This window comes from Marinobacter azerbaijanicus (assembly GCF_030250645.1).
Taxonomy (GTDB): Bacteria; Pseudomonadota; Gammaproteobacteria; order Pseudomonadales; family Oleiphilaceae; genus Marinobacter; species Marinobacter azerbaijanicus.
The window spans coordinates 33,789-54,351 of record NZ_JASSVS010000003.1 but is presented as its reverse complement, the minus strand read 5'-3'; the positions used below and the strand labels follow the sequence as shown (position 1 = coordinate 54,351).

The following is a 20,563-nucleotide window of genomic DNA, read 5'->3' as shown; positions in this document are numbered from 1 at the left end:
AAGGGTGGCATCAAGGCCTGGGTCAAAGCAGATGGGCTTCCAGCTCGAACACATGGGGATCGTGATCTCCCAGCGCCCTCAGAGCCTCTGCCAGTTTCAGAAGATATTCACTGTTGGGACCACTGGGGCCCGAAGAACTCGCAATCTGACGGGCAATCTCCAGGGAAGACGCCGGCCCCAGGAAAGCGGCGTTGTCTTCAGTAGCAATATAGACAAGGCCTTCTTCGCTGCTGCCATCATTGAACCTCATGGGCGTGCTGAAGCGCAGATAGCCGTTTTTCTCACGCACGTCCAGGTGCCCGAACACTTCCGGGGACACCCGGTAGGCCATGCCCTTGCACAGCGCGTCTGGCTGCTTGATCAGCGTTACTACCCTGCCTGGCGCTTCCGGGGTGCCGCGGTGGTCATGGGAGCCCTGCCAGAACCGCCGCACCCAGCCTTCAATCGTGGCCGGACGCTGCTCGAGGATAGGGAAGTCCACCTTGTAGATCAGCGAGCCATAGCCAAACAGCCATACCGAAGACAGACCTTCAAAATTCTGACGCATGCGATTGTGTTCAACGGTGGTAATGGACATCAGCCTCGATCATCTCCGATATTGCTCAAACAGAGGCCATGAACCCGGCGATCCCTGTCAGTACGATTTCCGCCGCCATGGCGGACAGGATCAGGCCACTGATCTTGGATAGTATATTTAGCCCGGTCTTGCCCAGAACTTTTTCAAGATAGCCCGACAGGTGCAACAGCACGCCCAGTATGACCAGCCCGGACACCAGCCCCAGCAACCCCCCGACCACTTCGGGCACACTGCTCAGTTCGGCACCGTAGACCAGGATGGCACCGATGGTCGCCGGGCCGATCATTACCGGTATGGCCAATGGCACCACGGCGATGTCGTCACGGTCTTCATCCGGCAGGCCGGTGGCGTGATTACGGGTACCGCTGGTAACCAGACTGATGGCGGTCAGGAACAGCAGGCTGCCGGCACCGATCCGGAAGGAGTTCAGGGTAATACCAATGGCACTGAAAAGCAGAGGGCCGGCGAAAAACAGTATCAGCCCCAGGATCAGTGCCGACACGGTTGAACGGCGGATAATGGAACTCTTTTCCGCCGCTGGCAGCCCCCGGGTCAGCGCCAGGAACATGGTCACCACAAAGAATGGCGCCAGCAGGAACAGAAAACGGATTGTGCTGCTGATGTAGGTGCTTACAAACGCTTCAAACATTCGGAATATCCGGCCAGGAGTAAAAACGGTATAGCATAGTCGCGGAGGCGTCTTCGTGCCGTAAGGAAGTGAACGTATCCTAGCGTTTGACGCTGGGCTTACGGGGCTTGCGGGACTTCCCGGATTTTGCAGGCTTTCCCGGCCCTGGAGGTTTACCCCGTTTTACGGCCGGTTTTCCTGCCTTCCCGGGATGCCCCTTACCGTTCCTGCCACGAACACCCTGGGGCGGCTTGCCGGTCCTTTTGCCTGGCTTTTTAGCCGTCGGCTTCTTCGTTTCGCTGCGAGTGTCCGGGCTCACTTCCGATGACGAATCCCGGATCATGTCGAAAAGCCCCTGCAACTCCTTTTCACCCAGATCGCGCCACTCGCCAACCGGCAACCCCTTCAGACTGATATTCATGATGCGAACGCGCTCAAGCTTGGCGACATCGTAGTCGAAAAACTCGCACATTCGCCGAATCTGTCGGTTCAGCCCCTGCACCAGGGTGATACGGAACACAAAACGGGAGACTTTCTCTACCTTGCAGCGTTTGGTGACCGTACCCAGTATCGGCACGCCGGCACTCATGCCCTGCACAAACTCCGCCGTCACCGGTTTGTTGACGGTTACCAGGTATTCTTTCTCGTGGTTGTTGCCGGCCCGCAGGATCTTGTTCACCAGGTCGCCGTTGCTGGTCAGAAATATCAGCCCCTGGGAGTCCTTGTCCAGGCGTCCAATGGGGAAAATCCGCTCGCCGTGGCCCACGTGGTTGACGATGTTCCGGGGTTCCGCCGGGTCAGTAGTGCTGACCACCCCCACGGGCTTGTTGAGGGCGATAAAGATCAGGTCTTCCTCGTCCCGGGGTTCGATCAGCTGACCATTAACGGTGACCTTATCGCCGGGCATGACCTGGTCCCCCACCTGGGCTGGCTTGCCATTGATGGCGACGTTGCCGTTTTCGATATAACGGTCCGCCTCCCGCCGGGAACACATGCCACTCTCACTGATGTACTTGTTGAGGCGGGTCGAGTTTTTACCGGGCATGGGGTTCCTATTCAGTGGCTGGTCAAGGTTGCTCAAGGTCTATGCTGCATGCGGGGATACATAACTGAAACGCTTGCGATACTGCTCCATGGTACAACCTACCGTGCGTTTGAACAGCCTCCGGAACGAACTGGCGTCTTCGTAACCGACGCTCCAGATAATACGCGCAGTCTGTTCACGGCTGGATTCCAACAGGTGTTTGGCTGCTTCGATCCGCAGATGCTGCAGGTAACCAATGGGGGTTTCGCCGGTGGCTTCCTTGAACCGGCGCTTGAAGGTGCGGGTACCAAGGCCGGCTACCGCAGCCACCTCATCGATGGTCAGCGGATCGGCATAATGCTGCTCAAGCCAGGTCTGGGCCTTGCGGATGGCATCGTCCTGGTGGGCCTTCTGACTGTAGAACGCCATGTAGGGTGTCTGTTCCAGACGGCGGCCGTCCAATACCAGCATCTTGCTGCAAGCCAGGGCAACCGAGGGCGAAGCAAAACGCTCCACCAGGTAAATGCACATATCCACAAACGCGGTGGCGCCGCCGGCACAGATAATCTGGCCGTTATCCACCAGCAGTCGATCCTCTTCCAGCCGCAAATGCGGGTAACGGCTACGGAACAGTGGTGCGGCCCGCCAGTGGGTGGTGGCCACCTGGTCATCCAGCAATCCCGCCTCCGCCAGCACAAAACTGCCAGTACAGACACTGGCAAGCACCGCTCCCCGCTCCAGTGATTCCCGCAGCCACCCGTGCAGCGCCTTTGACGGGGCCAGAGTCCGTTCAAGACGGTCAGCACTAACCGCCGCTTCAACGGAGGAACCCACCACTATAAGGTCAGGCCGGAACCCGGCCCTTCGAGTGGTTGGTGTAACCACGGCACCGCTATAACCACGCACAGGTTCATCATCCACCGTGACCACCTGACAGTTGAACAATGGCTCGCTATGGCCAACAGGGGCGCGGCCACAGTAATTGGCCACGGTAAAGAAATCCATCACGCCGTGCACACCGGAGGCGTGACAGTTGGGTAAAGCAACAATCGCAACGTTAAACATGGCGTGGCCCTTTTCGCATTTTATATGTCAAATATGACACTCCTGCTTCTCGCCCGCAAGCCCTAACCTGAAACTGTCATCCACCAATGCAGGAAGAAGGACTTTCACCATGACCTCACAACTGAACACTCAATCCGTAAGCTTTCAACAGCCCGTCGCCCGCGTGGCACCGCGCAGTGGCGGGTTTTCAGCCACCCGGCTGGCACTGCAGCTGTATAGCAGGGTGTCACCACAGAAAGCCGGCCGGCTGGTCAATCGCATGGCATTCAGGCCATCCCGCCTACCCATGCCGATACGCTATGAATACCTGCTGGACAGCGCCGACAGCTATACCCAGCTCCAGCATGGCGCCCGCACCATCCCGGTTTACTCCTGGGGCCAGGGGCCGGCCATTCTCGGCGTCCATGGCTGGGCCGGAGCCGGCATCCAGTTTGGCGCCTGGGTAAATCCCCTGGTGGAGGCGGGCTATCGTGTGGTGCTGTTCGATGCCCCGGCCCACGGACGTGCCCAGGGCGACAGCACCGACCTGTTTGAGATGGCGGAAGTCGCCGCAAAAGTGGCGTCCAGTGCAGGCGGTGCTCACGGAATCCTGGCTCACTCCATAGGCTGCATTGCGGTCGCCCGGGCCATAGCGGATGGGCTTCGGACCAACTACCTGGTGATGCTGGCGCCCCCGGTTAGCCTGAGTGCTGTGATGGACAACCTGGGTCGGCAACTGGGGCTGAGCCCGGATGTTCTGGCGGTTCATCTGCAACTGATGGAGGAACGGTTCGGCCCATCCGTCTGGGAGCAACTGGATCTGGAGGCACTCTCACGCTCTCTGACCCAACGAGGCCTGATTGTGATCGATCATGACGACACCTCCATCTCACCTGATGAGAGTGAACGGGTTTACAACAACTGGGAAACCGCCAAAGTGTTGCGTACCCGTGGCCTCGGTCATCACCGATTGCTGTCGAGCCCCATGGTTCTGGACACCGTGCTGCAGGACCTGGGCCGGCCGGGGCCCTAACGGGATGGGCTGACGTAGACCCAGTTGGTGCCTACGTTGTCACAAACAACGATATCGCGACTGATCACCGTACACAGGGACAGGTCTTCTGGCAGTCTATCGTGGTAGCGGGCCTTCACTCCCAGGGTTTTTCTGTCCTGCTTGAGCATCGAGAAAGTCTGCTCCATGCGGCGGGCAAAATCGACACCGGCGTCTTCCATGGTATGAAAAGCGTTGTGGAAGGCGGTGAAACTCATGGTGTTTGCCCCTAACCCGATGCCCAGCATTTTGGCAATATACTGGTCGTAGGCCTGGGACAGATAACGGCGCACAGCCTCCTGACCGTTGCGGTTGCCACTAAACGGTTCAATATCAAGCCGGTTGTCCGGACCCAGTGCGTCCCTTGTCAGAGCCGATCGCTGACGGTTATCTGCCAGCCGATAGTCGCCCCGGGGGCACCGTATCCGGTCGCCGTTCAACTGGCAGTTTGCCAGTTCGCGGGTTGGCTCAGTCCCGGTGCGGGTATCTGCTCCCTGCCTGGCTCTTGGCTCTTCGTCAGGCTGCGGTTCCTGCTCCTGCACCGGTTTCGGTAACGTCAGCCCCAGGCGTTGCGCCGGGCGCTTGAGTAAAAGCGCCTGAACCCGGGGATCATTGCGGTTGAAATCCGGCTGGGATGGCAGCCCGACGCCACCGCCGCCGGCCATCACTTCACAATAGAGGCGCTCAAGCTCTGAACCCGCGGCCGACAGACATTGCTCGTCGGACGCCCAGGCTGACAGTGCTGGAAGGGTCAGCATCAACAACCCGACAACAAATTGTCTAAATTGCATCCGCTGCCCCAGCCCAACCCAAACCATCATGGTGATCTTCCTGCTCCAGATAAAACAATCAGGCGTAGCAATCAGGCATAGAATCGCCCACTCAGCACCCAGATTATCACAGTCGGGCGCAATGGCCCGGTAGAGGGGATAAGAGCCGCGGGACAGGACCCGCGGCTCGGAAGGTGGTTACAGGGTTCAGGATTTGCGCAAACGGCTTACGCCAAGCCCAAGAATACCCATACCCATCAGAGCCAGGGTGCCGGGCTCGGGCACCGCTGCAACGTCAGTAAGGCCTACGACCACATCGTTATAATCGCGATCACCTGTCTCGGTATCTTCAAAAGCCACCAGGATGTCCGAGCCGAACAGGCCCTCGCCAGAGGTGCCAGTCGTATCGTAAAGACCGGCAAAGTCATCTCCGCCGTTCATTGCCGGATCGGAATACCATACGTTGCCCAGGCCATTATCAATGAAAAAACCGAAAGTAACGCCAATATCGGCGCTCGCTCCGGTTCCATCGTGGGTGGCAATCCCTGTGGTGGTATTAAAGGATACGGTTTCGCCAGCAATTGCAGAATCAGAGCCAGAGAACACCTCAAGCTTTTCACCGCTGGTCGGATTGAATATACCGAACGAATTGCCGCTTTCAAGGGCAGCAGATTCGGCCAGCAAAGTGGCGTTGGTATCATCCTCAACACCGGACGTGTCCGTCAGACTCACGTAACCTGCGCGGGTGTCAAAGTAGGTGTCCTCGGGAACGTCTGGAAACAGCGTCGTACCAGCGTCATTGTTCAGATCCGCAAGGTCGCTCGGGACAGCAGCAACATTGCCGGCAGCGATCGCAAAAACGGAACCTGCTATCAGCTTCTTGACCAACATACTGACCTCCTTGGAGTCATTATCAGTCTGACTTCGGGCCAACCCCGAAGTCCTACCGCTAAAGACGCAACCAGAATGCCAATACGCTCATGACAGGCCTGAGAAGATCTAATTAAAAATATTATAAAACAATAAGTTAAATACTTAGACACCCATAAAATATATACATGTATGAAGTACACAGAATAAATGGCTGATTCGGGCGTATAAATCAGTGGGAGGTTTCGGCCGCTTCCGTTGCCAGGGCATTCGCGGGCGTAAAATGACCCGACACCCGCTATTGCCGGCCAGCATGATCGTCATCACGCTGTCCCAGAGCCACACGCGCCATCAGGTCCTCGACCCGGCGGATGGTTTCGGCGTCACCCTTCTTGCCCGTAAGCACGACCTGGGAGCCGATCGTTGCCACGTACATCAACAGCGAGAGATCCCGTATGCGCTGGGGGTCACTGCTCAGGCGTTCATACAGCTCACAGTTCTGATTGATCCTGGCTTCGTCCACTTCTGTCACCAACTCTGCCGCATAGTCGTTCCTGCGGGCGAAATCCCGCACCGCCAGCTCAACCTGCAGACGGCGGATGTTGCGGGAAGCATCGGTGAGCAGCAGCTCCAGGATCTGCCGCAGTTCGGTCTCCACATCCCCGCCTTTGGGCTTCCAGTACTGCAGTTCGTGAAGGCGCCGGTCCCGCCAGCGGTCAAGAAAGCTGACCACCAGGTCCTCGTGGTCCTTGAAGTGCCAGTAGAAACTGCCCCGGGTAACGCCGAGTTTTTTCGCCAGCGTCAGCACCCGCAAGTGGCTGAAACCGCCAGCGGCCACTTCCCCGGCGGCGGCGTCCAGCCAGTCGTCACGGGTCAGTTGCGCTTTTTCTGGCGTCTTGCGTCGTTTTGTCTGTCGGGCGTCAGTCATTCGGTGGTCAGATCCTGCTGCTGGCGGTTTGGGGAACCTGCGGATGCATTCTACATGAACAGGGCCCACGAATTTGAAACCGTTGACCCTGCCCAGAACATACATTAGTGTATGGACCAACAATACACCAGTGTATGGAGATTTCAACGCGAGTCTTCATGCCGACGATCAACCCGATTCCAGTATCAGGGGAGCTGCCCAATGAGTACCGCCCATTACGATTTAAACGGCGCCATTGCCGTTATCCGACTCGACAATCCACCGGTTAACGGTCTGGGCCTGGCCCTGCGCCAGGGCATTGTGAATGGCATCCGCCAGGCGGAAGCGGATGATGCAGTCAAGGCCGTTGTCCTGATTGGCTCCGACCGCGCTTTCTCCGGTGGTGCCGACATCAGTGAATTCGGAACCGGAAAAGCCACCGCCGAACCCAACCTGAACACGGTGATCCATTACGTCGAGACCAGCCGCAAACCGGTCATTGCAGCGATCAGCGGTGCCTGCATGGGCGGCGGGCTGGAGCTGGCCCTGGGGTGTAATTACCGTATCGCCAAACCCGACGCCCAGATCGCCCTGCCGGAAGTAAAGCTGGGCCTGCTGCCCGGCGCCGGTGGCACCCAGCGCCTGCCCCGGGTGATTGGCGCCGAACACGCCCTCAACATGATTGTGTCCGGCAGTGCCGTGCCGGCCAAACAGTTCAAGGGCAGCGCACTGTTCGATGAGATTGTGGACGGCGAGCTTCTGGACGCCGCCATTGCCTACGCCACCAAGGTTGCCAATGAAAACCTGCCACTGAAGAAAGTGCGTGACCTGAAAGCGAAGCATCCCAATCCGGAAGGCTTCTTCATGTTCACCCGTAACACCGTGGGCGCCATGGCCAAGAACTACCCGGCCCCGCTGAAGTGCGTGGACGCAGTCGAAGCGGCGGTGACCAAGCCCTTCGAGCAAGGCATGAAGATCGAGCGTGAAGCCTTTGTGAATCTTATGCAGACACCGGAATCCCGTGCCCTGCGCCATGCTTTCTTCTCCGAACGCCTGACCAGCAAGATTGCCGATGTGCCCTCCGACACCCCGGTTCGTGACATCAAGTCCGTGGGCGTGATCGGCGGCGGCACCATGGGTACCGGCATCAGCATCAACTTCCTCAACGCCGGCATTCCCGTGACCCTGGTGGAAATGAAGCAGGAAGGCCTGGACCGTGGTGTTGAGGCCATCCGCAAAGTCTTCGAAGGCCGCGTGAAGAAAGGCCGCATGAGCGAAGACGACGCCAAGGCCAAAATGGCACTGCTCACGCCGTCACTGAGCTATGACGACCTGAGCAATGCGGACCTTGTGATCGAAGCCGTGTTCGAGGAAATGGGTGTGAAGCAGTCCGTATTCGAGAAGCTGGACGATGTGTGCAAGCAAGGCGCCATCCTGGCCTCCAACACCTCCACCCTGGATCTCAACAGGATCGCCAGCTTCACCAAACGCCCGGAAGACGTCATCGGCCTGCACTTCTTCAGCCCGGCCAACATCATGAAGCTGCTGGAAGTGGTCCGTGGAGAAAAGACGGCCAAAGACGTACTGGCCACCGCCATGAAGCTGGCCAAGACCATCAAGAAGACCGCCGTGGTTTCCGGCGTGTGCGACGGCTTTATCGGCAACCGCATGATCAACCAGTACCAGCGTGAAGCCCTGCTGATGCTGGAAGAAGGCGCCAGCGTGCAACAGATCGACAAGGCCATCGAGAAATTCGGCTTTGCCATGGGCCCGCTGCGCATGGCGGACCTGGCCGGCGGCGACATCGGCTGGGCCATCCGCAAGCGCCAGTATGAAGAGAACCCGGACATGGTGAAGATGGTTGTGGCCGACCGCCTGTGTGAAATGGGCCGCTACGGCCAGAAGACCGGCGCCGGCTTCTACCGCTATGAGCCGGGCAACCGCAACGCCCTGCACGACCCGGAAGTGGACAAGGTGGTGGACGAGGTTCGCGCCGAGCTGGGCATCACCCCACGCAAGATCAGCAACCAGGAAATCGTCGAGCGCTGTGTCTACGCCCTGGTCAACGAAGGCGCGCAGATCCTGGACGAAGGCATCGCCCAGCGCGCCTCCGACATCGACATGGTGTATCTGACCGGTTACGGCTTCCCCGTGTTCCGCGGCGGCCCCATGCATTACGCCGAAGAAGTCGGGCTGCCCAACGTGGTTCGCGCCATGCAGGCCTTCACCGAAGACCGTCACACCCAGCCAGGTTTCTGGGAGCCGGCAGCGCTGCTGGCCAGGCGCGCTGAGGAAGGCAAGGGTTTCGACGCTAAATAACCGGTCCACGAATTTATTCGGAGAATTATTATGTCCAATGATGTTGTCATCGTATCCACTGCCCGCACGCCCCTGGCCAAATCCTGGCGCGGCGGCCTGAACATGACCCACGGTGCTACTTTGGCGGGCCACGCCATCCAGCACGCGGTCGAGCGCTCCAAAGTCGACCCCAACGAAATCGAAGACGTACTGATGGGCTGCGCCCTGCCGGAAGGCTCCACCGGTAACGACGTCGCCCGTATGGGCGCCATCCGCGCCGGCCTGCCGGTGTCCGTGGCCGGCGCCACCATCAACCGCTTCTGCTCATCCGGCCTGCAGGCCATTGCCATGGCGGCCCACCACATTGCCGTGGACCGGGTGCCGGTGATGGTTGCCGGCGGCGTGGAATCCATCTCCACCGTCCAGGCCAACCTCAACCAGAACTACCTCATGGAGCCCTGGCTGGCCAAGAACAAGCCGGAGCTGTACTGGTCCATGCTGGACACCGCAGAAACCGTGGCCAAGCGCTACGGCATCAAGAAAGAAGACATGGACGAGTACGGCGTCCGCAGCCAGAACCTGGCCGCCAAGGCCCGTGAAGACGGCAAGTTCGACGACGAAATCGTGCCCATCACCACCACCATGGGCGTCGCCGACAAGGCCACAGGCCAGCTCAGCAGCCAGGAAGTCACCGTCAGCCAGGACGAGGGCATCCGCCCCGACACCAACCTGGAAGGCGTCAGCAAGATCCGCTCCGCGAAGGAAGGCGGCGTAGTCACCGCCGGCAACGCCAGCCAGTTCTCCGACGGTGCTTCTGCATGCGTGCTGATGGACAGCAAAATCGCCGAACAGCGCGGCGCCACGCCACTGGGCATCTTCCGCGGCTTCGCCGTGGCCGGTTGTGAGCCAGACGAAATGGGCATCGGCCCGGTCTTCGCGGTTCCCAAGCTGCTCAAGCGCGCCGGCCTGACGGTTGACGACATCGGCCTGTGGGAACTCAACGAAGCCTTCGCCGTTCAGGTGCTCTACTGCCAGCGCAAACTCGGCATCCCGATGGACCGCCTGAACGTCAACGGCGGCGCCATTGCCGTCGGCCACCCCTACGGCACCACCGGTTCCCGCCTGGTCGGCCACGCCCTGATCGAGGGCAAGCGCCGTGGTGTTAAGTACGTCGTCGTTACCATGTGTGTCGGTACTGGCATGGGTGCTGCGGGATTGTTTGAAGTCGCCTGAAGCTCTGTTTGCCTATTGCTTGGGTGGAAGCGGCTGTTGGGTAGGGGTGTCCAAAACTCGCTCCTTCGGCACGTCCATGTGACGCTCGAGCTCCGCCATCCATGGCTCCGCACGGTTTTGGACACCCCTACCCAACAGCCGCCCAGAGCTTTGTGTGATGGCCAACAGGTGCAACTTTTGAATAGTGGGCCGCGACCGCTTCTTGCAATTCACAACGGCAGGCACGCACAGACTCGAAGTGCCGGGCGGGGAGACCCTTTCAAAACTGTGCGGAGCCATGGATGGCGGAGCCCAAGCGCCCCAGGGATGGGCCGAAGGAGCGTGTTTTGAAAGGGTCTCCCCGCCCGGCACAACCACCAAGGCCCGCAGGCCCGGCATTAAAAACCAACAGGCAACTCAGAAGTCAAAACCGTCAACCTCAGCCACCAGACATAGAGGTGAAACATGGACCTGAATTACACCCCCGAACAAGAGGCGTTCCGCACTGAAGTTCGCCAGTTTCTTGAAGACAACCTGCCGGATGACATCCGCGAACGTGTGCAGAAACGCCTGCGCCCGGACAAGGCGATGACCGAACGCTGGCAGAAAATTCTGTTTGATAAGGGCTGGGGTGCATCCACCTGGCCGAAAGAATATGGCGGAACCGGCTGGGACCCGATTCAGCAGATCATCTTCGAGGAAGAGCGTGCCCTTGCCGGTGCGCCCCGCCAGCTGGATTTCGGGCTGCGCATGGTCGCCCCCGTGATCATGACCTTTGGCAATGACGAGCAGAAGCAACGCTTCCTGCCAGGCATTCTCAGTGGCGAAGACTGGTGGTGCCAGGGTTACTCCGAGCCCGGCGCCGGTTCCGACCTGGCCTCACTGCGCACATCCGCCAAGCGCGAAGGCGACCACTACATTGTCAACGGCCAGAAAACCTGGACCACCCTGGGCCAGCACGCTGACTGGATATTCTGCCTGGTGCGCACCAGCAATGAAGGCAAGCCACAGCAGGGTATTTCGTTCCTGCTGATTGATATGAACACTCCCGGCATCGAGGTTCGGCCCATCATCATGCTGGACGGTGAGCATGAGATAAACGAGGTCTACTTCGACAACGTGAAGGTGCCGGCCGAGAATCTGATTGGTGAGGAGAACCAGGGCTGGACCTACGCCAAGTTCCTGCTGGGTCACGAGCGTACCGGGCTGGCGAATGTGGGGCAGTGGAAAGCCATGATGAAGCGGCTCAAGGAAGTGGCGCGCCAGGAGCAGGATGGCCAGCGGCCGTTGATCGAGAACACCCGGTTCCGTGACCGGCTGGCGCAGCTGGATGCTGAGCTGCGTGCTCTTGAGCTGACGGTGTTGCGGGTACTGACCGACAAGCGCGGCCCGGGCCCGCAGGCGTCGATTCTGAAGATCCGCGGTACCGAGATCGGCCAGCAGCTGTTTGAAATGCTGATGGAAGCAGGCGGCCAGGATGCCATTGCCCATATTCCGGAGGCGCTGGAGCTTGACTACAACGGTCCTCGGGCGGGCTCAATGGAGGCCACGCCCTCTGCCGGCGATTACTTCAATATGCGCAAGCTGTCGATCTTCGGTGGGTCCAACGAGATCCAGCGCAATATCATTTCCCAACTCGTGCTCGGTCTTTAAGGAGGCGCTATGAATTTTGATCTGAGCGAAGAACAGCAAATGCTGAACGATTCTCTGCGCCGCTTCGTGACCAACGAATACGGCTTCGAAAAGCGCGGGGAAATTATCAGCTCCGGAACCGGCATCGACCGGGCCACCTGGTCGAACTTCGCCGAGATGGGACTGCTTGGCTTCACCTTCCCGGAAGACTATGACGGGCTGGGCGGTAACGCCATCGACACCATGGTGGTGATGGAAAACTTTGGCCGCGGCCTGGTGGTGGAACCCTATCTGGCCACAGTCGTGCTGGCGGGCGGGCTGATCCGTGATGCCGGGAACGATGCCCAGAAAGCGGACATCCTTCCCGGTATTACCAGTGGCGAAAGGCTTCTGGCCCTCGCTCACTACGAGCCGGGCGCCCGCTACAACCTGAGCCATGTGCAGACCACCGCCCGCAAGGATGGCGATCATTTCCAGATCAGCGGCCAGAAAACCGCTGTGCTCCATGGCGGCCAGGCGAATCAGCTGATCGTATCCGCGCGCACCAGTGGTGGCGTGAATGATGAATCAGGACTATCCCTGTTCCTGGTGGATAGCAGCGCCAAAGGCGTCAAAGTCGACGACTTCGCTACCCACGATGGCCACCGTACCGCCGAGATCAGCTTCAGCAACGTCACCGTCGGCGCCGACAACCTGATTGGCATCATTGATGAGGCATTCCCGGCCATCGAAAAAGCCGTGGATCTGGGCATTGCCGCGCTGTGCGCGGAAGCGGTTGGCGCCATGGAAGCCATGAACGCTGCTACCCTTGAGTACATCAAGACCCGCAAGCAGTTCGGGGTGCCCATCGGAAAATTCCAGGTACTGCAGCATCGCATGGCAGACATGTTTATCCAGACCGAACAGACGAAAACCATGGCCATCCTGGCGGCCAGCGAAGCCGACTCCAACGACCGCGCCAGCCGCCGGGAAGCCATCTCCATGGCCAAGACACTGGTCGGCCAGGGCGCGCGTTATGTGGGCCAGCAAGGCGTACAGCTGCATGGCGGTATGGGTGTGACCGACGAGATGTTCGCCGCTCACCTGTTCAAGCGCCTGACCCTGATCAACCTGCTGTTCGGTGATGCCGATCATCACCTGGCGCAGGTCAGCGACGGCCTGCTGGCAAAGACTGCCTGAACCCCCAAGGAGAACACCATGAGCGTAAAACAACTACTGGACCTGACCGGCAAGGTCGCTTTCATCACCGGCGGTTCCCGTGGCCTGGGCCTGCAGATGGCCGAAGCCCTGGGCGAGCTGGGTGCCAGAATTGCCATCAGCGCCCGCAAGCAGCATGAGCTGGACGACGCCAAAACACACCTCGAAGCCCAGGGCATTGAGGTGGTGACCATTGCTGCGGACCTGTCCGATCTTGAAGGCATTCCCGCCGTGGTGGATCAGGTGATCAGCCAGTTTGGCGATATCGACATCCTGGTTAACAACGCCGGTGCCACCTGGGGTGCGCCAGCGGAAGACTACCCGGCGGAAGGCTGGATGAAGGTGATGAACCTGAACGTGAATGCGGCGTTCTTCCTCACCCAGACCGTGGGCAAGCGCTGCATGATTCCCCGCAACACCGGCAAGGTGATCAACATCGCCTCCATCGCGGGCCTGTCCGGCAACCCGGAAGGCATGAAGACCATCGCCTACAACACCAGCAAGGGCGCCATGGTGAACTTCACCCGCGCGCTGGCGTCCGAATGGGGCCACTACAACATCAATGTGAACGCCCTGTGCCCGGGCTTCTTCCCGTCGAAGATGTCCCAGGGGCTTCTGGACGCCCAGGGGGACAAAATGCTCGAGCGCATTCCGCTGAATCGCTTTGGTGGCGAGGAAGATCTCAAGGGCGCCGCCGTACTGCTGGCCTCCGAGGCCGGGCGACATATCACCGGGCAGTGCCTGGCCGTGGATGGCGGCACGCTGGTCAGCTAAGCGAGCCCACTTCGCCTGCTAAAGGCACTGACTGACCTGTTCCGGATCCAGGTTGCCACCGGTTATGATCAGAGCCGTGGCCCTGTCCGGAGCAGGCGGAACCTGGTTTTCCAGCAAGGCCGCCAGGCCAACACTGGCGCCGGGTTCAACGTAGAGCCGTGCCTCAGTCAGCAGCCTCCGTGTGGCCTTCCGTATACTGTCCTCGGAAACCGTCACGATACGGTCCACCACCTGGCGGGAAGCGGCATAGGTGCAGTCCCCGACGACTGCCGGTGCCAGGCTGGCGGCCCAGGTATTCACCGAATCGAGGCTGGCACTGGCATCCTGCTTTTGCCAGGCATTGAACATGGTGGCCGCCCCTTCCGGCTCCACGCCAATCAGCTCCACCTCCGGCCTTTGAGCCTTGATAGCGAGACCCAGCCCGGAAATCAGTCCACCGCCGCCAATGGGGCACAGCACCCGCTCCACACCCGGTCTCTGGCGCAGCAATTCCAGCCCGACGGTGCCCTGCCCGGCCATGATGCGGACATCGTTATAGGGGTGGACCAGGGTCAGCCCCTTCTCATCACGCAATTGGTGGCACAGGGCCACCGCCTGCTGGATAGTGCCCTGGACAATCACCTCGGCACCCAGCGCCCGGGTGCGACGGATCTTCAATGGGCTGGAGCCTTCGGGCATGACCACCGTGAGCGGCACATCCTGCATGGCCGCCGCCCAGGCCAGGGCGATGGCGTGATTTCCAGCAGACACCGTCACCAGTCCGGCCCTGAGTTCGTCTTCACCGGCAGTCAGCAGCCAGTTCAGGGCGCCACGGGCCTTGAAGCTGCCGGTGCGCTGAAGGCTCTCGCACTTTAGTGCCAGCGGCTGGCCGATGGCAGCATCCAGGTCAGGCACATTCAGAAGCGGCGTTTCGCCCAGGTGTGGTCGAATACGCTGCTCCGCTTCCAGAATCCGGGATCTGTCAGGAAGGGTAGGTTTGGTCATTGCGCATGCTCCTGTTGCTCCCTTGTTCAAACCATGATTCAGAGAAAGCTGGCGATCAAGTGATCGGTAAACTATTCTGAACATGAACCTGGACAACAAACCGGACACAGATCTCATTTATATTGCGATTTTTCTTTTTTAATTCCATAAATATCATAACTTTGCTTGGTGCAATACGTGGACATTAAACCGGCCAATTTCTTGGAATTTCCATGACCAAAATATCAATTATGGACCTCGCACCCTTCGTACCCGGCGAGCAGGCGCTCAGAAGATCAGCCCTGCCTGACAAAGCCATGGAGCTAAACCGGATTTCCGCAAAACTGGCCGGGCGACTGTCCCCGCAAAGTGCAGAAACCCTTCGGCTGCACATGGCAGTTATTAATTCCTACTACTCGAACCTGATCGAGGGTAACCGCACGCAACCGCATGAGATTCGCCAGGCCCAAAAAGGACATTACAGCGATGACCCTGTAAAACGTGATCTGCAAAGGGAGTCACTTGCCCATATCGAGGTTCAGAAGTGGCTGTATGCAAACGCCCCGGAACTGGATGAGATCTATTCACCAGAGTTTATGCTGGAGCTTCACCGGCGCTTTTACGCCCAGGTGCCAGACTCACTCAGGGAAGTTCGTGATCAAAAAGGCAATCTCCTGGAATTGGTTGAACCGGGACAATGGCGCCAGCGTGACGTCGAGGTTGGCAGGCACGTACCGCCGGCATATCAGGCCCTTCCCGAGCTGATGCCACGGTTCTGCGATGAATATCACCCCAGAAAATACAGCGGTGACCACAAACTGATTGCTATTGCGGCCGCCCACCACCGCTTTCTCTGGATTCATCCATTCCTTGACGGCAATGGGCGCGTTATCCGATTGTGGACGGATGCTGCACTGAAAGCCGCCGGGCTTGAGAGTTACGGCGTCTGGTGCCTCAGCCGTGGTCTGGCGCGATCGGCAGACACCTATAAAGCGGCTCTGGCCCGGGCGGATTATCCCCGGCAAGGGAGCAGTGATGGCAGAGGTTATCTCAGCCAGCGAGGATTGATGGAATTCTGCGAGTTTGTCCTTGATACCGCCCTCGACCAGGCAAACTATATGTCAGGTCTTCTCGCGCTCGACAAACTCCGGGAGAGGATTGACCGTTACGTGGTGGCTCGCAACGATAAGCGGGTTCCGGGTGTCGATGCCGAACTGAAACCAACAGCCAGCCTGGTGCTGTTCAATGCCTTTATCCAGGGATCGCTGGATCGTAAGCAGGCCATTGCATTGACGGGGATGCAGGAACGCAGTGCACGCAGGCTGTTGAACCAGATGAAACAGGACGGACTGCTGAGTGAAACCAGTAACCGGTCTCCACTGAAATGGGAAATTCCTGAACATGCAGAACCCTGGTATTTTCCGCAGTTGGCGCCGGGACTGTAGAGGCAAAGGCGTCTGGCTTTGCCAAGTACCCAATATGGGTAAACTCATGCCCATATTGGGTACCGTACCGGCCGAGGCCTCTACAGTGCCGGTGTAACTTCGCCCACTTCAACAGCCTCCGGCTCACACACATACTGCCCCGCATCAAACCGCCGGGTCTGCTGCCGGAACTGCCAGGTGAAGCCCGGCCACAGGGTGGTGTTCTTGCCGTTTTCGTTGACATACCAGCTCTTGCAGCCAGTCTGCCAGACCGAGTCGCCGAGTTTGGCGTGAATCGAGGCGTTGTATTTGCTCAGGGCGTCTTCCTTCACTTCCACGCTCTTCCAGCCGTGCTTCTGCATTTTCTTCAGGGCGTCCAGCACGTACTGGATCTGGCTTTCGATCATATAGACCATGGAGCTGTGGCCCAGGCCGGTGTTGGGGCCCATCAGCATGAAGAAGTTGGGGAAACCGTGAATGGTGCTGCCTTTGTAGGCTTCGGCACCGTTTTTCCAGGCGTCCAGCAGATCCTGGCCGTTACGGCCGCGCACCATGCCGGCGGGGATCGGGTCCTGGGCCTTGAAGCCGGTGCCGTAGATGATGCAGTCCACTTCCCGCTCGTTGCCGTTGTTATCCACGATCACATTGCCGCGCACCTCGCGGATGCCGTCGGTCAGCACGTCGACGTTGCCCTGGGCCAGCGCCGGGTAATAGTTGTTGGAAATCAGCACCCGCTTGCAGCCGAAGTGGAAATCCGGGGTGACTTTCCTGCGCAGTTCCTTGTCCTTGATCTGGTTGCGGATGTGGCGGCGGGCCTGCAGCTCACCGATTTTCAGAATCCGCGGGTTACCTACAAAACCCAGCACACGGGCTTCCAGCATCCAGTAGATGCTCTGGCGGAAGGCATTCAGGGTCTGCGGGAACTTCTGGAACATCATCCGTTCCAGCGGGCGGATCTCGCGGTCCGGTTTGGGCACGATCCACGGTGGAGTGCGCTGGTAGAGATCCAGGTGAGCAGCGTCTTTGGCCACTTCCGGGACGAACTGGATGGCTGAGGCGCCGGTGCCGATGACGGCAACGCGCTTGCCTTTGAAGTCGTAATCGTGGTCCCAGTCCTGGGAGTGGAAGCTTTTGCCGGTGAAGGTGTCGAGGCCCTTGATGCTGGGGTAGGCAGGTGTACTGAGGCCGCCCATGCCGGAAACAACGACATCCGCTTTGAAGGCGCTGAATTCGGGCAGGTCTTTGTCCTTACGGTCCAGTCTGTCGCCGGGGTTCAGGCCTTTCTTCTGCATGTAGGCCCAGAGTTCGGGGCTGTCGCAGGTTTCTACGGTCCAGCTTTGGGTCTTTTCGTCGAATCGGGCGCCGGCCACATGGGTGTTCAGGCGTACGTGTTTCATCAGGTCGTATTTTTCAGCGCAGGATCGCAGGTAGGCCTGGATTTCTTTCTGCTGGGCGAACATGCGGGTCCAGTTGGGGTTCTGTTCGAACGAGAAGGAGTAGAGGGCAGACTGGACGTCACAGGCGCAGCCGGGGTAGTGGTTTTCGTGCCAGGTGCCGCCGACGTCGTCGCTCTGTTCCAGGATGACGAAGTTGTCGTATCCGGCTTCTTTGAGTTTGATGCCCATGCCCAGGCCGGAGAATCCGGTGCCGATTATGGCGATTTTTGCTGTCTTGCTCATGCTGCTACCTCGTTGTTCGCTGGCCCTGTGGCCTTGCCTGTTGTTGTATGTTTCGCCATGATGTCTGGCGGTATACACATGTATACACAACGAAGTAGACAGCTGTATACTTTGGCTCGACCTGAAATGGTTTTTTGGCCCGGTTTGGTAAGTGGCTGTCCTGTTTGTCCTTATGTTTTGGAGTTTGGGGCAATTGGGAGGGCTTTTCCGAAACACGCTCAAGCACATCCCTGTGGCGCTTGAGCTCCGCCATCCATGGCTCCGCACAGTTTCGGAAAAGCCCTCCCAACTACCCCTTTCTAACTTGGGTGATACTTCATGAGTGTTTTGACGGGTGGAAAACTTAAGTTGATTCAGGCTGCGCTCAGGTTGATTACCCAGAGCCGTAGCCTGACGTCGTTGGGATTACGGGAGCTTGCCCGTGAGGCCGGGCTGAACCCGAATACTTTTTACCGTCACTTCAAAAACCTGGACGAGTTCGGGTTGCAGGTGCTGGGGTATATCGCTGAAGACATGAAGTCAGGGGTGCGGGAATTGCGGCAGATGGCGGAGTCGTCGGAGCAGGCGTCCCGCGATACCGTTACGTTTGTGTACCACTACTTTCTGGCCAATCCGGCGGCGACTACCGTGGCGGTAAGGGAGCTCCACGGGCCTTCGCCGTTGTTGCGAAGAGCCCTTGAAGCCCAGCTGGACGCCAGTGCCAGGGAGATGGCGGAGGATATTATTGAGCGGCAGTTGGTCAGTGCCGTGGCGCCGGAGACGATTCACGAGATTTCACGTATGACCATCCGCTACATCCTGTTCCGGGCCATGGATTACATCGAGAAACCGGGGCAGCGGGAAACCATCCAGCAGGAAACGGAACGCTTCATCAACCGGCAGTTCCGGGGCGCCCTGCTGGAACACCTGTCCCAGTCTGAGCTGGAAGAGATCGGCCGGACAAGCGCCGTTGACCCCCGGTGAACTGGTGTCAGAGCAAAGTGTGGCCAGAATGGCCGTTTCGATGGCCTTACAGGGTATCACCGTGGCTCGGGTTCCGAACCCATTCTTCTGGTCAGGGCTTCAATCACCGCCACACCAACGAAACCGGCAATCACCCCGGTGATAAAGGCGCCCGCCTCAGTCGCAGCCAAAGCCGGCGGGACACCCAGTTGCATGATACCCACCACACTGACGGCGTAGCCCACGATTGCCACCAGAACACCTTCCAGTATTCGCATCAGATCGGATGAGCGGGGAGCCTTACGCTGGAAACGCCGGCAGAAGCCACCAATCGCACCTCCCAGCACTGCTGATGTCACCGGCAAATAGGGGAAGTTCTGCTGGATACTGGTGCTACCCTCCAGGCCGCCAACCGAAGCACGAACCTCTGCGGTACCCAGGCCCGAGGATCGGATCTGAAAACGGGCGTTGGCCTGCCCGGCCGGAATAATAACCCGATCGGTCATCTTCCTCGCGCCGGAGGTCTCAACAAACACCTCCGTTGGCGCTGACACTGGCGATTCATCCCCGCCACGACCATGCCTTACCACCACAACATCCAGGGTTCCCAGCCCAAGGCCATCCATACTGTCTGCGTCAGGCCTTAGCACCAGTCTGGGCACAACGTCCAGGTTGAGGTCATAACGGCCAAGATCCGTGCGCAACTCCACCACGGGGCGGTCTGTCGTGGGACGGAAATTGAGCAGGATCCGGTGGTCATGCTCAACTCCGGCCTTCTCCAGCTTTACCGGCCCTACCGGTTCAGCATCCATTCCCCTGAAGGCGAGCCTCAGAACAACAGGTTGCTTCGGTTGCATGCTGTTATCCGGGTCGGAGGTCTGCAGACCGAGCAGCAGGTGGGTGCGGTAACGCTCCTGAACCGGGTCCCAGATCGCAGGAATTGGACTGGCGCTGGCGGTTGGCCTGAACCAGATGGTGTCTCCCTCTCTCGCCGATTCACTTCTGTCAGGTTGAATAAGCCCGCCGGGCAAGGCAGTGCGGCGCGCAGTCAGATCCAGCGTGACCAGTCCCCGGGGACGGGCGATAAACGCTTCTGCATTCTGAACATTCAGATTGATGTTTTCCGAACCCGGTGAGATGGACTCTTGCAGCACACGCCCCCGGAGGTCGGTAATTTCCATTGTTTCACGAACGGAGGGTCTTAAATCCTGCGGCACCTGAACGGAAAGTTCCGGGAGGCGGATCCGCGATAGCGCTTCCGGGTCAATGCGGAGAACCGGCTCCGCAGGCACAAGCTCCCGTCGTTCAGAATCCTGGGCGGCAGCACTCCCGAAAAATAAAAGGCCAGCCAGAAGAAAGCCGGCGCTTCGCAGCAGATACCAGGCTAGGTTCGAAGGCATTCCGTCGCTCCTCACACAGCATCAGGGGTTACTCCACTTTTCAGAGTATAGATCATAATGCCGCGTCACCCGGGGTTTCTCCCGGCTCCCTCTTTGCTAACCTCGGCAACCTGGCTTCAGCCGGGCTCAATTCCCGCTATGTTCGGGCAGATCCTGCAACCTGCACTAGTA

General features: G+C 59.1%; 18 protein-coding genes. 8 read left to right on the top strand and 10 right to left on the bottom strand.

The annotated features are described in order from the left end of the window. Window positions 1–22: 22 nt before the first annotated feature. From QPM17_RS06690 to QPM17_RS06675, 4 genes are all read right to left on the bottom strand, one after another. Window positions 23–577: a gamma-glutamylcyclotransferase gene (locus QPM17_RS06690; RefSeq protein ID WP_285389859.1), complete on the bottom strand. Its 555-nt coding sequence runs from the start codon at window positions 575–577 to the stop codon at window positions 23–25. 25 nt (window positions 578–602) lie between these two features. Beyond that, on the bottom strand, window positions 603–1,226 hold the full coding sequence (locus tag QPM17_RS06685) for a MarC family protein (protein ID WP_285389858.1): 624 nt from the start codon (window positions 1,224–1,226) through the stop codon (window positions 603–605). 79 nt (window positions 1,227–1,305) lie between these two features. Continuing rightward, window positions 1,306–2,250, bottom strand: a complete 945-nt coding sequence (gene rluF / locus QPM17_RS06680) for a 23S rRNA pseudouridine(2604) synthase RluF (protein WP_285389857.1) — start codon at window positions 2,248–2,250, stop codon at window positions 1,306–1,308. 39 nt (window positions 2,251–2,289) lie between these two features. After that, the gene (locus QPM17_RS06675) at window positions 2,290–3,294 is read right to left on the bottom strand and encodes a GlxA family transcriptional regulator (protein ID WP_285389855.1); all 1,005 of its coding nucleotides are present in this window, start codon (window positions 3,292–3,294) and stop codon (window positions 2,290–2,292) included. A gap of 109 nt (window positions 3,295–3,403) precedes the next feature. Between QPM17_RS06675 and QPM17_RS06670 the strand changes: the two genes are divergently transcribed. Next, window positions 3,404–4,306 (top strand): alpha/beta hydrolase, encoded by a 903-nt coding sequence (locus QPM17_RS06670; RefSeq protein WP_285389853.1) that lies wholly within the window; start codon window positions 3,404–3,406, stop codon window positions 4,304–4,306. Here the strand turns inward: QPM17_RS06670 and QPM17_RS06665 are convergent. From QPM17_RS06665 to QPM17_RS06655, 3 genes are all read right to left on the bottom strand, one after another. After that, window positions 4,303–5,115 carry a hypothetical protein gene (locus QPM17_RS06665; RefSeq protein WP_285389851.1) on the bottom strand — a complete coding sequence of 271 codons (813 nt, stop codon included), beginning with the start codon at window positions 5,113–5,115 and terminating at the stop codon, window positions 4,303–4,305. The genes QPM17_RS06670 and QPM17_RS06665 overlap by 4 nt on opposite strands. 186 nt (window positions 5,116–5,301) lie before the next feature. Continuing rightward, window positions 5,302–5,985: a PEP-CTERM sorting domain-containing protein gene (locus QPM17_RS06660; protein WP_285389850.1), complete on the bottom strand. Its 684-nt coding sequence runs from the start codon at window positions 5,983–5,985 to the stop codon at window positions 5,302–5,304. 277 nt (window positions 5,986–6,262) lie between these two features. Beyond that, on the bottom strand, window positions 6,263–6,892 hold the full coding sequence (locus QPM17_RS06655; protein WP_285389848.1) for a TetR/AcrR family transcriptional regulator: 630 nt from the start codon (window positions 6,890–6,892) through the stop codon (window positions 6,263–6,265). A gap of 201 nt (window positions 6,893–7,093) precedes the next feature. Here QPM17_RS06655 and QPM17_RS06650 point away from each other — a divergent pair, with 201 nt between their 5' ends. From QPM17_RS06650 to QPM17_RS06630, 5 genes are all read left to right on the top strand, one after another. Beyond that, window positions 7,094–9,190: a 3-hydroxyacyl-CoA dehydrogenase NAD-binding domain-containing protein gene (locus QPM17_RS06650; RefSeq protein ID WP_285389846.1), complete on the top strand. Its 2,097-nt coding sequence runs from the start codon at window positions 7,094–7,096 to the stop codon at window positions 9,188–9,190. Between the two features lie 30 nt (window positions 9,191–9,220). Then, complete coding sequence (locus tag QPM17_RS06645) at window positions 9,221–10,402, top strand: acetyl-CoA C-acyltransferase (RefSeq protein ID WP_285389844.1); 1,182 nt, start codon at window positions 9,221–9,223, stop codon at window positions 10,400–10,402. Window positions 10,403–10,846: 444 nt separating this feature from the next. Then, window positions 10,847–12,034 carry an acyl-CoA dehydrogenase family protein gene (locus tag QPM17_RS06640; protein ID WP_285389842.1) on the top strand — a complete coding sequence of 396 codons (1,188 nt, stop codon included), beginning with the start codon at window positions 10,847–10,849 and terminating at the stop codon, window positions 12,032–12,034. Window positions 12,035–12,043: 9 nt separating this feature from the next. Beyond that, window positions 12,044–13,192, top strand: coding sequence for an acyl-CoA dehydrogenase family protein (locus QPM17_RS06635; RefSeq protein ID WP_285389840.1), 1,149 nt, complete (start codon window positions 12,044–12,046; stop codon window positions 13,190–13,192). Between the two features lie 18 nt (window positions 13,193–13,210). Beyond that, window positions 13,211–13,984: an SDR family oxidoreductase gene (locus QPM17_RS06630; protein WP_285389839.1), complete on the top strand. Its 774-nt coding sequence runs from the start codon at window positions 13,211–13,213 to the stop codon at window positions 13,982–13,984. An 18-nt stretch (window positions 13,985–14,002) separates the two neighbouring features. Here QPM17_RS06630 and QPM17_RS06625 read toward each other — a convergent pair whose 3' ends face one another. Beyond that, window positions 14,003–14,968, bottom strand: coding sequence for a threonine ammonia-lyase (locus tag QPM17_RS06625; protein WP_285389838.1), 966 nt, complete (start codon window positions 14,966–14,968; stop codon window positions 14,003–14,005). 212 nt (window positions 14,969–15,180) lie between these two features. Here QPM17_RS06625 and QPM17_RS06620 point away from each other — a divergent pair, with 212 nt between their 5' ends. Continuing rightward, window positions 15,181–16,392: a Fic family protein gene (locus QPM17_RS06620; protein WP_285389837.1), complete on the top strand. Its 1,212-nt coding sequence runs from the start codon at window positions 15,181–15,183 to the stop codon at window positions 16,390–16,392. Between the two features lie 80 nt (window positions 16,393–16,472). Here the strand turns inward: QPM17_RS06620 and QPM17_RS06615 are convergent, their stop codons facing one another. Continuing rightward, a complete protein-coding gene (locus tag QPM17_RS06615; RefSeq protein ID WP_285389836.1) occupies window positions 16,473–18,050 on the bottom strand; it encodes a flavin-containing monooxygenase in 1,578 nt (525 codons plus the stop codon). A gap of 318 nt (window positions 18,051–18,368) precedes the next feature. On the opposite strand from QPM17_RS06615, the gene QPM17_RS06610 reads away from it, so the two are divergent. Then, window positions 18,369–19,013, top strand: coding sequence for a TetR family transcriptional regulator (locus QPM17_RS06610; protein WP_285389834.1), 645 nt, complete (start codon window positions 18,369–18,371; stop codon window positions 19,011–19,013). A gap of 56 nt (window positions 19,014–19,069) precedes the next feature. Here QPM17_RS06610 and QPM17_RS06605 read toward each other — a convergent pair whose 3' ends face one another. Next, the gene (locus tag QPM17_RS06605; RefSeq protein ID WP_285389832.1) at window positions 19,070–20,392 is read right to left on the bottom strand and encodes a hypothetical protein; all 1,323 of its coding nucleotides are present in this window, start codon (window positions 20,390–20,392) and stop codon (window positions 19,070–19,072) included. Window positions 20,393–20,563: the final 171 nt, after the last annotated feature.